Here is a 12,521-nt window from a genome sequence, read left to right as displayed (position 1 = left end):
CGACAGCAGGAGCACCACCATGGACGTACTCGTAGCGAGGATCGGCAAGCCGCACGGTATCCGGGGCGAGGTGACCGTCCAGCTGTTCACCGACGCACCCGAGGACCGGTTCGACGCCGGCGAGACCTTCCGCGTGGAGGGCGCCGCCGTCACGGAGCTCACGGTGGTCCGCGCGCGCTGGAACAAGGACATCCTGATCGTCGGGTTCGAGCAGGTCGCCGACCGCAACCAGGCCGAGACGCTGCGCGGAGCCCAGCTGTTCATCGACACCACCGAGTCCGACGACGAGGACGACGCCTGGTACGAGCACGAGCTCGTGGGCCTCGACGCACGGGTGGACGGCCGGTCCGTGGGCAGGGTGACCGGGCTGCGGACCATGGCCGTGCAGGACCTCCTGGTGGTCGAGCTCACCGACGGGCACGAGGCCCTCGTGCCGTTCGTGGGCGAGATCGTGCCGGAGGTCGATCCGGAGGCGGGATTCGTGGCCATCGTGCCGCCCGCCGGACTGTTCGACCTCAACACCCCCGGGGCCAACCAGGCGCCGGACGACGGCGACGACGTCGGCTCCGGCGAGGCGCGCGACTAGTGCGCATCGACGTCGTCTCCATCTTCCCGGAGTACCTCGCCGCCCTCGACCTGTCCCTGATCGGCAAGGCGCGGCAGGACGGCGTGCTCGACGTGCGCATCCACGACCTGCGGGCCTTCACGACCGACCGGCACCGGACGGTGGACGACACCCCCTACGGCGGCGGCGCCGGCATGGTGATGAAGGCCGAGCCGTGGGCCCTGGCCCTCGAGGCCGTCCTGACCGAGGCACCCGCGGCCCCGCAGCGGCCCACCCTCGTGGTCCCCTCGCCCGCCGGCGCGGTGTTCGACCAGGCCATGGCCCACGAGTTCGCGGACCTCGACCACCTCGTCTTCGCATGCGGGCGGTACGAGGGGATCGACGAACGCGCGATCGACTGGGCGCGCGCGGAGTTCGACGTCCGGCCGGTCTCCCTCGGCGACTACGTCCTCAACGGCGGGGAAGTGGCCGTGCTCGCCATGGTCGAGGCCGTGGGCAGGCTCATCCCCGGTGTCGTCGGCAACCCCGAGTCGCTCGTCGAGGAGTCCCACGCCGACGGGCTGCTCGAGTACCCGGTGTACACCAAGCCGTCCTCCTGGCGTGGCCGGGACATCCCCGAGGTGCTGCTCAGCGGCAACCACGCGCGGATCGCCCAGTGGCGGCGCCTGGAGCAGTTCTACCGGACGGCCGACCGTCGGCCCGACCTGCTCGCCGCCGTCGACACGGCCGCACTGACCAGGGCGGACCTCAAGGCGCTCCGCGAGGCGGGGTTCGACGTCGTCGACGGCAGGCTCACGCGGACCGCGCATTAGCGGTTGACGGCGCTGCTGTGGAATAATCGGAGATTGTGCCCACTGGGCCGGACCCTGCCACAGGGGGTGTCCGGCCAACAGTTAGCGCGCACCGGCCGCCGACTCTCCGGATCGGCCGGGAAACCTGCTTCGGCGGCACTGTCAGGGCCTCGGGTCCTGTCCTTGCCCGCCGTGACCAACGTGAATGACCTGTGGCGTTCACCAGGAGAATCAGCATGCATATCCTCGACTCCGTCGACGCCGGATCCTTCCGCGACAACGTCCCCGACTTCCGCGCCGGCGACACCGTCAACGTCCACGTCAACATCATCGAAGGCAAGAACACCCGTGTTCAGATCTTCAAGGGCTTCGTCGTCGGCCGCCAGGGCGACGGTATCCGCGAGACCTTCACGGTCCGCAAGGTGAGCTTCGGTGTCGGCGTGGAGCGTACGTTCCCCGTCCACAGCCCGGTCCTCGACAGGATCGAGGTCGTCTCCAAGGGCGACGTGCGCCGCGCGAAGCTGTACTACATGCGCGAACTGCGCGGCAAGGCAGCCAAGATCAAGGAAAAGCGCGACCCCAAGACGGTCAAGTAACCCTCTGGTGCAGTCCACCCCCGCTTCCCGGTCACCGGCCGGAGAGCACCCGAAACGCCGGTCCCATCCCGTGGGCTGGCGTTTCGTGTTCTCCGCCGTCGTCGTCGCGGTCCTCGTCACCGGACTCGTACGTGGTTTCCTCGTCGACGTCTACTTCATCCCGTCCGCGTCCATGGAACCCCTGCTGTCCGAGGGCGACCGCGTGCTCGTCACGAAGCTGGAGGACACGCCCGGGGAGGTCCGCGGGGGCGATGTCGTCGTGTTCGACGGCCGCGGCTCGTTCGACCCCATCGCCGATCCGCGCAGCCTGCCCGAGCGCGTCGTCGCGGGTGCAGGCCAGTGGCTGGGGCTCACCGGCAGCGACACCGTCTACGTCAAGCGCGTGATCGGTGTCGGCGGGGACCGCGTGGCGTGCTGCACCGACGACCAGCGCCTGACCGTCAACGGGACGGCGATCGACGAACCGTACGTGTATCCGGGCGACGCACCGAGCGAGGACGCGTTCGACGTCGTCGTCCCGGAGGGGCGTCTGTGGCTCCTCGGCGACCACCGCTCGGCGTCGATGGACTCCCGCTCGCTGCTGGGCGCGCCGGGCGGAGGGCTCATCGCCGAGGACCGGATCATCGGTCGGGCCTTTCAGCTAGTCTGGCCACTTGACCGGTTCGCCCCGGTCGAGCGGCCCGCGACGACGTCGTAGCGGCACGGACGACGCCGCACGAGCAGGACCGCACCCGGGGTTGCGCCGGGTGCCACGACCACAGAGGAAACCTTTCACATGGCACGCAGCTTCCGCAGGAAGTCGCCCACGGGAGCCGAGGCACCCGCAGCACACGCGTTCGAGCCGGGCACCGGGGCCGCGGACGACGCCTCCAGGAGCTCCTCGCGTGGCAGGAAGGACGCCGACCACGGCTTCGGGGCGTGGCTGAAGGAGATCGCCACGATCGTCGTGATCGCGCTGGTGCTGTCCTTCCTCATCAAGACCTTCCTGTTCCGGGCGTTCTTCATCCCGTCGGGCTCCATGGAGGAGACCCTCGAGATCGACGACCGCATCTTCGTGAACCAGCTCGTCCCGCAGCCCTTCGACCTCCAGCGCGGCGACATCGTCGTCTTCCGCGACACGGAAGAGTGGCTGCCGCCCCAGGAGGAGGTGCCCGTCAGCTGGCTGAAGGAGGCGCTGATCTTCATCGGCCTCGCCCCGGACGAGTCCCAGCAGCACCTCGTGAAGCGCGTCATCGGGCTTCCGGGCGACCACGTCATCTGCTGCGACGCCGAGGGCCGGATCACCGTCAACGGGGAACCGCTCGTAGAGCCCTACCTCTACCCCGGCGCCGCACCGTCGGACTTCCCGTTCGACGTCGTGGTCCCCGACGGCAAGGTCTGGGTCATGGGCGACCACCGGAATGCGTCGGCGGACTCGCGCGCCAACCAGGACAAGCCCGGCGAGGGGTTCGTCACCATCGACGACATCGAGGGCAAGGCCGCCGTCATCGCCTGGCCCCTGAACCGGATCGGGTTCCTCGGGAACCACCCGGACGTGTTCGACGGCGTCCCCGAGCCCGCCCCGGCTCCCGCAGGATCATGACCCGACCCCGGACGAAGCGCGTCGCGGCACCCACGCTGAGCGTCGAACGGTCCTTCGCCGCCGCGGGGCACCGGTACATCGCCGGGTGCGACGAGGTGGGCCGGGGAGCGCTGGCCGGGCCGGTCTCCGTCGGGATCGTCGTCGTCGACCTCGACGCCGCGAGGAGCCTGGCGGGCGTGCGCGACAGCAAGCTGCTCCTGCCGGCGCACCGCGAGGCGCTGGTACCGCGCATCCGCCGCTGGTCCGTCGCCTGCGCCGTGGGGCACGCCTCCGCCGCCGAGATCGACGAGCACGGCCTCATGGCCGCCCTGCGGGCCGCCGGTGCCCGGGCGTGGACGTCGGTCCTCGACACCGTCACCCCGGACGCCGTCATCCTCGACGGCAACCACGACTGGCTCTCGGCGCGACCCCAGGGACTGCTCTTCGACACCGGCGACGGCGGGACGGCGCCCGTCGGGCCCGCCGGCTGCACCGCCCCGGTCCACACACGGATCAAGGCGGACCTGAAGTGCCAGAGCGTCGCGGCCGCGAGCGTACTGGCCAAGGTGGAGCGCGACGCCCGGATGGTGTCGCTCGCCGCCGGTCACCCCGCGTTCGGCTGGGACGGGAACAAGGGCTACGCCACCGAGGCGCACCGCGCGGCGATCGACGCCGTCGGGCCGAGCGAGTATCACCGGAAGACCTGGCGCCTGGGCCGTACGGACGGACCCGGCGCAGCACGCGTGGAAATTGGAGGATGATGAACGGATGAGTGCCGAAGATCTTGAGAACTACGAAACCGACATGGAGCTCCAGCTCTACCGCGAGTACCGGGACGTCGTAGGGCTCTTCAGCTACGTCGTCGAGACGGAACGCCGGTTCTATCTGGCGAACAGCGTGGATCTGCAGGCCCGTTCGGCGGACGGCGAGGTGTACTTCGACCTGACCCTGCAGGACGCCTGGGTCTGGGACGTCTACCGTTCGGCGCGGTTCGTGAAGAACGTCCGCGTGATCACGTTCAAGGACGTCAACGTGGAGGAGCTGTCGAAGTCCGACGACATCGCGCTTCCGAAGGACGGCACGCTGGGCAACTGACGCCGGCGTCCCGGCTCCGCCGTCAGGCGGTCGGGCTGTCGTCCGTCCCGCCGTGCGGGAAGGCGTCGTCGCCGTACGGGCTGTCGTCCGTCGCGCCGTGCGGGAAGGCGTCGTCGCCGTCGAGCGGCACGTCCGCCGCCTGCTCGAGCCGGTCGGCCTCGGATCCGCCCGTTCCCTCGCCGGCGATCCCTCCGCCGGACCGGGTCTCCCCCTGGACGGATGCGGCCTGTTCCTGCAGGTCGGCCTCGGATCCGCCCGTCCCTGCCCCCGCGATCGTCCCGTCGGGCGCCGTGTCGGCCGCCTGATCGGGGACACCCTGCTCCTGCCGATCGGCCTCGCTCCCGCCGGCTGTGAGATCCTCTGCCGCCATCGTGTCCTCCTTCGGCTCGTACCGGCGCCACCACGGCGTCGCCCCACCACGGTACGAGGTAGGAGCGGTCGGATGCCACAGGTTTCTCCGGTCATCGTCCTCGCGCGTCAGCCGGGCCCCCGGGGTTGTCCACATAGCCGTCCCCGCTGACGTGCGCCCTCGCCGGTTCCCCGAGTCTGGTGGAGGAGGTGAGGCCCATGCTGGCCAAGGACCAATTGGGCCGTCGCGGGGAAGCGACGGCCGCCGCCTATCTGCAACAGGCGGGACTGAAGATCGTGGACCGCAACTGGCGGTGCCCGGTGGGGGAGATCGACCTCGTGGCGGTCGACGGATCCACGCTCGTGATCGTCGAGGTGAAGACCCGGAGCTCCGACGATTTCGGGCAGCCGCTGGAATCCATCACCGCGGCCAAGCTCGAGCGGCTGTACCTGCTGGCATCCAAGTGGGCGCGGGCGCACAATCTCAGGTTCAGCGGGTTCCGCATCGACGCCGTCGGGGTGCTCGACGACGGCTCCGGGACCCCACGCATCGAGCACGTCCGGGCCCTGATCTGATGGCGCTCGGACGCACGTACGCGGTGTCCCTCGTCGGCATGAACGGGCACGTCATAGAGGTCGAGGCGGACATCGGGCAGACCCTGCCGGCCTTCGTGCTGCTCGGCCTGCCCGATGCGTCGCTCAACGAGGCCAAGGACCGCATCCGGGCGGCGGCGCGCAACGCAGGCGTCCCGCTGAGCCGGCGCAAGATCACGGTGAATCTCATCCCGGCGTCCCTGCCCAAGCGCGGATCCGCCTTCGACCTCGCCATCGTCATGTCGGCGCTGTCGGCAGCGGGGGATGTGCGCGGCTGCGGCACCACGGTCTTCCTCGCGGAGCTGGGCCTCGACGGGCAACTCCGGCCCGTGCGCGGCGTGCTGCCGGCAGTGATGGCGGCCGTGCACGCCGGACACCGGGGCATCGTGGTGGCTGTGGAGAACGCCGCCGAGGCCGCGCTCGTACCGTCGGCCGAGGTCCGTTCCTTCCGGACACTGGCCGAGGTGGCCCTCGCCTTCGGCGCGGACGCTGCGCAGGTGCGCCTGCCGGACCCGGTGGGCCGCAGCGGTCCCGGCCCCGCAGTGGTGCCGTCCGAACCCCTCAAGGACCTCTCGGACATCGCAGGGCAGCAGGAGGCCCGGTTCGCCCTCGAGATCGCGGCTGCAGGTTCCCATCACCTGCTCATGGTCGGACCACCCGGCGCAGGCAAGACGATGCTCGCGGAGCGCCTGCCCGGCATCCTGCCCGACCTCGAGGACGAGCAGGCGATGGAGGTGACGGCGATCCACAGCCTCAGCGGTGACCTGCACTGCACGGAACTCGTCCGGAAGCCCCCGTTCGAGAGCCCTCACCATACGGCGACGCCCGCGTCGATCATCGGCGGGGGCAGCGGTATCCCGAGGCCCGGCGCGGCGTCGAGGGCCCATCGGGGCATCCTCTTCCTCGACGAGGCACCCGAGTACGAGCGCCGCGTCCTCGAGGCGCTGCGGGAGCCGCTCGAAAGCGGTCGCCTCGTCCTCCACCGCGCGTCGGGGACGGCGTCCTACCCCGCACGGTTCCAGCTCGTCCTGGCGCTTAACCCCTGTCCCTGCGGGCTGGCCAGCGGCAAGGGGATCGACTGCATGTGCACGGCACAACAGCGCCGGAGGTACTTCAACCGCCTGTCGGGACCCCTGCTGGATCGCGTCGACCTGCAGCTGGCCGTGCAGAGGGTGAGCCTCGCGGATTACACGGATACCCGGAGCGCGGAGACCTCCGCCATCGTCGCCACCCGGGTGGCCGACGCACGCGCCGCCCAGCGGGACAGGCTCCGGCGCTGGGACTACGCCTCGAACGCGGAGGTCCAGGGGCGTGTCCTGAGGGGTGAGCTCGCCCTCCCGCGGACCGTGACGGCGTCCCTCGACACGGCGCTGGACAGGAACCTCGTCAGCGCGAGGGGCTGGGACAGGGTGCTCCGCGTGGCGTGGACGATCGCCGATCTCGCCGGCAGGGCACGGCCGGACAGGGACGACGTCGTCACAGCCCTGGCCTTCCGCATCCAGGAGCGTGCGGCGTGAGCCAGGCGGCAGGCGACAGGCTGGCCCGGGCCGCGCTCTCGCGGCTGTTCGAACCGTCGGACACGGTCGGCATGGCACTGGTGGCGGTCGTGGGCCCGGTCGATGCCCTGCGCATCATCCGCGGTGAGGTCGATGCGGGTTCCGCCGACCGGCGCTCCCTGAGGGACGCCCTCGACATGCCCGACGGCCCTCGGGATCCGCTGAAGGACGGTTTGGCCCGCTGGGGTCCGCGCCTGCAGGATCTCGCGCCCGAGCGGGACCTCGCCACCCTGGAAAGACTCGGCGGCAGGCTCGTCACGCCCGAGACAGGGGAGTGGCCGGACGCGCTGGACGACCTGCAACTCGCCCGACCCCTGTGCCTGTGGGTGAGGGGCCGGACGCCCATCCCGGCGCAGGCACGCATCGCCGCGATCGTCGGATCGAGGGACAGCACCGCCTACGGGGCATCGGTGACCACGGAACTCGTGGCCGGTCTCGCCCTGCGTGGCTACTCGGTGATCTCGGGAGGAGCCTACGGTATCGACGCCCAGGCCCATCGGGCGGCTCTCGCCTCGTCCCAGGAGAGTGATGTCCCTCCCACCATCGCCCTGCTGGCCTGTGGCGTGGACAGGTACTACCCCGCCGGCAACGAGGAGCTCCTGAGAACCATCGCGGGCAGGGGACTGCTGATCTCCGAGGTGCCGCCCGGCAGCTCGCCCACGCGATACCGGTTCCTCCAGCGGAACCGGCTGATCGCCGCCTTGAGCGCCGTCACGGTGGTCGTCGAGGCCCGCTGGCGATCCGGCGCCCTGAACACCGCGCACCACGCGGCCGGGCTGGGGCGTCCCGTCGGCGCCGTGCCAGGTTCCGTCAGCTCGGCGAACTCGGCAGGGTGCCATCGGCTGCTCCGGGACGGAAGTGCGGTGTGCGTCACGGACGCCGCGGACGTCGCGGAACTCGCCGGACCGTTCGGCAGCGAACCGTCGGGCGACCGGAGCAGGGCGGACGCCGTCGAGCTGCGCGCGCAGGACGGGCTGACGGTCCCCGACCTGCTGTTACTGGACGGCCTGCCCCTGCACGCCTCGACGACTGTCGACAAACTGTCGGCCGTCGCCGGTCTGTCCCCACGCCACGTCATCGGCGGACTGGCCCGCCTCGAACTGGCCGGTCTCGCCGTCAGGGCGGCGGGCGGCTGGCGCCGCCAGAGGGACTGACAGCAGAGCCAGCAGAGCCGGGCCACGGGCCACGGGTCCCGAGGCCCGAAGCCCGGATCCCGAGGCCCGACCCGTGAATCACACCAGGAGGATGTCGTGACCCGTAGTAACTCCGCTGCCGAGGACGAGCGATGGCACGTCGAGATGTCCACACCCGTCGGGGTGCTGCGCATCGTCGTCGGCCCCACAGCGATCGTCGGTCTCTATCACGCCGACCATGTGCCGGAACCTCCACCGGGCCTCCTCGGCCGGCGCGTACCCGGCGGCCCCGCCGGGGCCCCGGGCCGCGGCGACCCGGTGCACTCCGGCGCCGGTGCCGGTGCCGTCGCCGATGGCGCCGATGGCGCTGATGGCGCGGACGTCGCTGCCGATGCCGTCGGCACGTCGGGCCCTCCGACACCGGAACCGACGCTGGCCCTCCTGCATCAGGTGGAGGTGGAACTGGGGGAGTACTTCGCCGGCCTCCGCCGCGGGTTCGCGGTTCGCGTCGAGCTGCACGGCACCGACTTCCAGCGATCCGTCTGGGCCGAGGTGCAGGGCATCCCCTACGGGCAGCGCCGCAGCTACCGTGACATCGCCGGTGACCTCGGCAACCCCCGGATGGGGCGGGCGATCGGGGCGGCCGTGCGGGCCAATCCCGTCTCCATCATCGTCCCCGGGCATCGCGTCGTGAGCAGCGGCGGGGCCGTCATCGGCTACGCGGCGGGCACCGGAACGAAGACGGCCCTGCTCGAGCTGGAGGCCGGCCCGGGGGCCTCGCAATCCGAGGGCACCGGCTGAGGCGGGCCTGTCGACGCTCCGGGCCTGTCGACGCTCCGTGCCGGGCACGGGCGGCGATACTGGTACCGGAGGGACGATGACACACGAGAACGCAGGACGAGGGCATGCCCTGACAGCGGCCGCCCAGGGCTTCGAGCTGTACCTGACGCGGGAGCGGAACCGCTCGGCGCACACGGTCCGGGCCTACCGCACGGACCTGGAACTCTTCTTCGCCCATGCGGCGCAGTCCGGGGTCACGGCGCTGGGCCAGCTAGAGCTCAGCCACTTCCGGGCGTGGCTCGGAGCTCTGGACGGCGCCGGCATGTCCCGCTCCACCATCGCACGCAGGGCCGCCTCGGTCCGGTCCTTCATGGACTGGGCCGTCCGCGAGGAGCTGATCCCAGCCAATCCGGCCCTGCGCCTGCGCTCACCCAAGCGCAGCAGGTCCCTCCCTGCGGTTCTCAGCGGGCCGCAGACCGGGTCCCTGTTCGAGGACCTCGACGACCGGTCCGTCGAGGGTGACCCCCACGAACTCCAGCGGCGGGCCATGGTGGAGGTACTGTACGCCACGGGCGTGCGGGTCGGGGAGCTGGTGGGCCTCGACCTCGACGACGTCGACACGGAGCGGCGCACGCTCCTCGTGCTGGGCAAGGGCTCGAAGGAGCGCACCGTCCCCTACGGTGTGCCGGCCGCCCACGCCCTCGACGACTGGGTCCGGCGCGGCCGCCCACGATGGGTCACGGAGAAGAGCGGGCCGGCGCTGTTCCTGGGCCGCCGCGGCGGGCGCATCGACCAGCGCGCCGTCCGCACCCAGGTCAAGGAGGCACTGGACGCCCTCGGGGACACGGCAGCGCGTGGCCCGCACGCGCTCCGGCACACCGCGGCCACGCACCTGCTCGACGGCGGCGCCGACCTGAGGGCGGTGCAGGAGCTGCTCGGGCACTCGAGCCTCGCCACGACGCAGCTCTACACGCACGTGTCCGTGGACCGCCTCCGGCGTAGCTACGAGCAGGCCCACCCGCGCGCCTGAAGCACCGGCTGCCTGCCGCGAGCGGAACCTGTGGACGTCCGCAGGGCGGCCTACGCGCGTAGTGGCGAAATTCACGTCCGTCCGGCACAATGAGCAGTAGTTCGGTCGAACCCGCACTCCGTGTGCGGGTGGGTCTCGTGAAGTTGCCGGTCATTGCGCGTTGCATCATCCGTTGAAGGTCGTTGGGGAAGACGTACCTACAGCTATGGAGGATGGAATGTCTGTTGTGATGGCGCGCGGTGTCTTGTACGTGCACTCGGCCCCTACTGCGTTGTGCCCTCATGTCGAGTGGGCTGTCGGCTCCGTGCTGGACAAGCGACTCGACATGGAGTGGACGGCGCAGCCTGCCGCGCCCGGGATGCTCCGTGCAGAGCTGTCCTGGGTCGGTCCGCAGGGTACCGGAGCGCAGCTCGCCTCCGCCCTCCGCGGCTGGGCCCACCTCCGCTACGAGGTCACCGAGGAGCAGAGCGCCGGTGCCGACGGCGGCCGCTGGTCGCACACGCCGGAGCTCGGCATCTTCCACGCAACCACGGACGTCCACGGCAACATCATGGTGACCGAGGACCGGATCCGCTACGCCTACGAGGCGGGAGCCGGTGACCCGGCAGCGGTCTACCACGAGCTGTCCCTGGCGCTGGGCGAGTCCTGGGACGAGGAGCTCGAACCCTTCCGGTACGCCGCGGAAGGGGCTCCCGTGCGCTGGCTCCACCAGGTCGGCTGACCCGCGTCGCACAGTGCACGTAAGTCAGAGCACGTAAGAAGGGCGCCACCGCGGGTGGCGCCCTTCTTGCGTGCAGAGGACGGCGGTCAGACGCTGCGGAGCACGATGACCGCGTTGTGGCCGCCGAAGCCGAACGAGTTGCTCAGCGCCACGATGTCGCCCGAGGGCAGGTCGCGCGGTGCCGTGACGACGTCGAGCGGGATCTCGGGGTCCTGGTTGTCGAGGTTGATCGTCACCGGCGCCTTCCGCTCGTGGATCGCGAGCACCGTCATGACGGCCTCGACCGCGCCCGAGGCGCCGAGGAGGTGACCCGTCTGGGACTTCGTCGCCGACACCGCCACCTGGTCGATGTGTGCGCCGAGCGCCGCCTTCAGGGCTGTGTACTCGGGCTTGTCGCCGACCGGGGTGGAGGTGGCGTGGGCGTTGACGTGCACCACGTCCTCCGCCTGCGCGCGCGCGTCGAACAGCGCCGCCTTGAGCGCACGCGTGGCGCCAAGGCCCTGCGGGTCGGGCGCGGTGATGTGGTACGCGTCGGCGGTGACCGACGTGCCGCCGAGCTCGGCGTAGATCCGCGCACCGCGCGCCAGGGCGTGCTCCTCGGCCTCGATGACGAGTGCTCCGGCGCCCTCACCCATGACGAATCCGTCGCGGCCCGTGTCGTAGGGGCGCGAGGCGAGTTCCGGTTCGTCGTTCCGCCGCGACAGTGCCTGCATGGACGCGAAGGCCGCGATGGGCATCGGGTGGATCGCCGCTTCGGCGCCGCCGCACACCACCACGTCCGCCTTGCCGGAGCGGATCAGCTCGAGTCCCTGATGCACGGCCTCCGTGCCGGACGCACAGGCCGACACCGGCGTGTGCGCTCCCGCGCGGGCACCGAGGTCCAGGCTCACGGCGGCGGCGGGTCCGTTGGGCATCAGCATCGGCACGGTCATGGGGAGCACCCGGCGGGGGCCCTTCTCGCGCAGGGTGTCCCAGGCGTCGAGCAGGGTCCACACACCGCCGATACCGGTGGCGAAGGCCACTGCGAGGCGGTCCTTGTCGACCTCCTCGATACCGGAGTCCCGCCAGGCCTCACGGGCCGCGACGACGGCGAACTGCGTGGAGGGGTCCATGCGCTTCGCCTCCACCCGGGAGAGGACCTCCGATGCGGGGGTGGCGATCTGGGCTGCGAAGGTCACCGGCAACTCGTACTGGGCGACCCAGTCGGCCTCGATGGTCCGCGCGCCGGAGACTCCTTTGAGGGAGTTGGCCCACATGGTGGGCACGTCCCCGCCGATCGGGGTGGTTGCACCGAGTCCGGTGATGACGACTTTGCGTGGCATGGTCACTCTTTCGAAGCTAGGGCCTGCGCCGGCAGCACCGGAGCGGAGGGATGGGTGCGGCCGCCCACGGCGGGAACGCCGGGAGCGGCCGCAACACCGGGAAGCGCAGGGACTAGGCCTGCGCGCCCGAGATGAAGGTGACGGCGTCGCCGACGGTCTTCAGGTTCTTGACCTCTTCATCGGGGATGCGTACCCCGAACTTCTCTTCGGCGTTGACGACGATCGTCATCATCGAGATGGAGTCGATGTCGAGGTCGTCGGTGAAGGACTTGTCCATCTCGACGGACTCGGGGGCCAGGCCCGTCTCCTCGTTGACGATCTCGGCGAGGCCGGCCAGGATTTCTTCGTTGCTAGCCATGATGGCTCCTTTTCTATTGTCGCCGGAGCACCGGCGGGGTTGGTCAGACCGCACTGTCACGGTCTGGGCTT

General features: G+C 70.9%; 16 protein-coding genes. 13 read left to right on the top strand and 3 right to left on the bottom strand.

Features of this window, described 5'->3' with window-relative positions:
• The first annotated feature begins 19 nt into the window (after nucleotides 1–19).
• The 7 genes from rimM to AC4D2C_RS07505 all read left to right on the top strand — a co-directional run bounded on the left by rimM (nucleotide 20) and on the right by AC4D2C_RS07505 (nucleotide 4,608).
• Entirely contained in the window at nucleotides 20–586 is a 567-nt protein-coding gene (gene rimM, locus AC4D2C_RS07535) for a ribosome maturation factor RimM (protein ID WP_490913814.1), read from the top strand.
• On the top strand, nucleotides 586–1,377 hold the full coding sequence (gene trmD / locus AC4D2C_RS07530; RefSeq protein WP_490913813.1) for a tRNA (guanosine(37)-N1)-methyltransferase TrmD: 792 nt from the start codon (nucleotides 586–588) through the stop codon (nucleotides 1,375–1,377). Before rimM ends, trmD begins: the two co-directional genes overlap by 1 nt.
• 215 nt (nucleotides 1,378–1,592) lie before the next feature.
• Nucleotides 1,593–1,952, top strand: coding sequence for a 50S ribosomal protein L19 (gene rplS, locus AC4D2C_RS07525; protein ID WP_104166690.1), 360 nt, complete (start codon nucleotides 1,593–1,595; stop codon nucleotides 1,950–1,952).
• A gap of 7 nt (nucleotides 1,953–1,959) precedes the next feature.
• Nucleotides 1,960–2,649, top strand: a complete 690-nt coding sequence (gene lepB, locus AC4D2C_RS07520) for a signal peptidase I (protein ID WP_490913812.1) — start codon at nucleotides 1,960–1,962, stop codon at nucleotides 2,647–2,649.
• 78 nt (nucleotides 2,650–2,727) lie between these two features.
• On the top strand, nucleotides 2,728–3,534 hold the full coding sequence (gene lepB, locus AC4D2C_RS07515; protein WP_490913810.1) for a signal peptidase I: 807 nt from the start codon (nucleotides 2,728–2,730) through the stop codon (nucleotides 3,532–3,534).
• Nucleotides 3,531–4,274 carry a ribonuclease HII gene (gene rnhB / locus AC4D2C_RS07510; RefSeq protein WP_490913809.1) on the top strand — a complete coding sequence of 248 codons (744 nt, stop codon included), beginning with the start codon at nucleotides 3,531–3,533 and terminating at the stop codon, nucleotides 4,272–4,274. Before lepB (AC4D2C_RS07515) ends, rnhB begins: the two co-directional genes overlap by 4 nt.
• A gap of 7 nt (nucleotides 4,275–4,281) precedes the next feature.
• Nucleotides 4,282–4,608: a DUF2469 domain-containing protein gene (locus AC4D2C_RS07505; protein WP_490907881.1), complete on the top strand. Its 327-nt coding sequence runs from the start codon at nucleotides 4,282–4,284 to the stop codon at nucleotides 4,606–4,608.
• A 22-nt stretch (nucleotides 4,609–4,630) separates the two neighbouring features.
• On the opposite strand, the gene AC4D2C_RS07500 is transcribed toward AC4D2C_RS07505, so the two are convergent.
• Complete coding sequence (locus tag AC4D2C_RS07500) at nucleotides 4,631–4,978, bottom strand: hypothetical protein (RefSeq protein WP_490913808.1); 348 nt, start codon at nucleotides 4,976–4,978, stop codon at nucleotides 4,631–4,633.
• A 197-nt stretch (nucleotides 4,979–5,175) separates the two neighbouring features.
• On the opposite strand from AC4D2C_RS07500, the gene AC4D2C_RS07495 reads away from it, so the two are divergent.
• The 6 genes from AC4D2C_RS07495 to AC4D2C_RS07470 all read left to right on the top strand — a co-directional run bounded on the left by AC4D2C_RS07495 (nucleotide 5,176) and on the right by AC4D2C_RS07470 (nucleotide 10,770).
• Nucleotides 5,176–5,532: a YraN family protein gene (locus tag AC4D2C_RS07495; RefSeq protein WP_490913806.1), complete on the top strand. Its 357-nt coding sequence runs from the start codon at nucleotides 5,176–5,178 to the stop codon at nucleotides 5,530–5,532.
• Nucleotides 5,532–7,067, top strand: a complete 1,536-nt coding sequence (locus tag AC4D2C_RS07490; RefSeq protein WP_490913804.1) for a YifB family Mg chelatase-like AAA ATPase — start codon at nucleotides 5,532–5,534, stop codon at nucleotides 7,065–7,067. Before AC4D2C_RS07495 ends, AC4D2C_RS07490 begins: the two co-directional genes overlap by 1 nt.
• On the top strand, nucleotides 7,064–8,260 hold the full coding sequence (gene dprA, locus AC4D2C_RS07485) for a DNA-processing protein DprA (RefSeq protein WP_490913803.1): 1,197 nt from the start codon (nucleotides 7,064–7,066) through the stop codon (nucleotides 8,258–8,260). The genes AC4D2C_RS07490 and dprA overlap by 4 nt, the downstream gene beginning before the upstream one ends.
• Nucleotides 8,261–8,356: 96 nt before the next feature.
• Nucleotides 8,357–9,040 (top strand): methylated-DNA--[protein]-cysteine S-methyltransferase, encoded by a 684-nt coding sequence (locus tag AC4D2C_RS07480; protein WP_490913802.1) that lies wholly within the window; start codon nucleotides 8,357–8,359, stop codon nucleotides 9,038–9,040.
• A 76-nt stretch (nucleotides 9,041–9,116) separates the two neighbouring features.
• Complete coding sequence (locus AC4D2C_RS07475) at nucleotides 9,117–10,049, top strand: tyrosine recombinase XerC (protein ID WP_490913800.1); 933 nt, start codon at nucleotides 9,117–9,119, stop codon at nucleotides 10,047–10,049.
• A gap of 217 nt (nucleotides 10,050–10,266) precedes the next feature.
• A complete protein-coding gene (locus AC4D2C_RS07470; protein ID WP_490907888.1) occupies nucleotides 10,267–10,770 on the top strand; it encodes a DUF3145 domain-containing protein in 504 nt (167 codons plus the stop codon).
• Nucleotides 10,771–10,856: 86 nt separating this feature from the next.
• Here the strand turns inward: AC4D2C_RS07470 and fabF are convergent, their stop codons facing one another.
• Nucleotides 10,857–12,092 carry a beta-ketoacyl-ACP synthase II gene (fabF, locus tag AC4D2C_RS07465; protein WP_490907889.1) on the bottom strand — a complete coding sequence of 412 codons (1,236 nt, stop codon included), beginning with the start codon at nucleotides 12,090–12,092 and terminating at the stop codon, nucleotides 10,857–10,859.
• A 112-nt stretch (nucleotides 12,093–12,204) separates the two neighbouring features.
• On the bottom strand, nucleotides 12,205–12,450 hold the full coding sequence (locus AC4D2C_RS07460; RefSeq protein WP_026552001.1) for an acyl carrier protein: 246 nt from the start codon (nucleotides 12,448–12,450) through the stop codon (nucleotides 12,205–12,207).
• Between the last annotated feature and the right edge of the window lie 71 nt (nucleotides 12,451–12,521).

Source organism: Arthrobacter sp. TJ-240, from assembly GCF_058269195.1.
The sequence above is the reverse complement of the archived record's forward strand: the minus strand, read 5'-3'. Positions and strand labels throughout refer to the sequence as shown.

What these genes read in the sequence shown, in the direction of transcription:
- AC4D2C_RS07470 (WP_490907888.1), top strand. Translation starts at nt 10,267, where the DNA reads ATGTCTGTTGTGATGGCGCGCGGTGTCTTGTACGTGCACTCGGCCCCT.
- lepB (WP_490913810.1), top strand. Translation starts at nt 2,728, where the DNA reads ATGGCACGCAGCTTCCGCAGGAAGTCGCCCACGGGAGCCGAGGCACCC.
- AC4D2C_RS07475 (WP_490913800.1), top strand. Translation starts at nt 9,117, where the DNA reads ATGACACACGAGAACGCAGGACGAGGGCATGCCCTGACAGCGGCCGCC.
- fabF (WP_490907889.1), bottom strand. Translation starts at nt 12,092, where the DNA reads ATGCCACGCAAAGTCGTCATCACCGGACTCGGTGCAACCACCCCGATC.
- rplS (WP_104166690.1), top strand. Translation starts at nt 1,593, where the DNA reads ATGCATATCCTCGACTCCGTCGACGCCGGATCCTTCCGCGACAACGTC.
- rnhB (WP_490913809.1), top strand. Translation starts at nt 3,531, where the DNA reads ATGACCCGACCCCGGACGAAGCGCGTCGCGGCACCCACGCTGAGCGTC.
- AC4D2C_RS07495 (WP_490913806.1), top strand. Translation starts at nt 5,176, where the DNA reads ATGCTGGCCAAGGACCAATTGGGCCGTCGCGGGGAAGCGACGGCCGCC.
- AC4D2C_RS07505 (WP_490907881.1), top strand. Translation starts at nt 4,282, where the DNA reads ATGAGTGCCGAAGATCTTGAGAACTACGAAACCGACATGGAGCTCCAG.
- AC4D2C_RS07490 (WP_490913804.1), top strand. Translation starts at nt 5,532, where the DNA reads ATGGCGCTCGGACGCACGTACGCGGTGTCCCTCGTCGGCATGAACGGG.
- rimM (WP_490913814.1), top strand. Translation starts at nt 20, where the DNA reads ATGGACGTACTCGTAGCGAGGATCGGCAAGCCGCACGGTATCCGGGGC.
- AC4D2C_RS07460 (WP_026552001.1), bottom strand. Translation starts at nt 12,450, where the DNA reads ATGGCTAGCAACGAAGAAATCCTGGCCGGCCTCGCCGAGATCGTCAAC.
- AC4D2C_RS07500 (WP_490913808.1), bottom strand. Translation starts at nt 4,978, where the DNA reads ATGGCGGCAGAGGATCTCACAGCCGGCGGGAGCGAGGCCGATCGGCAG.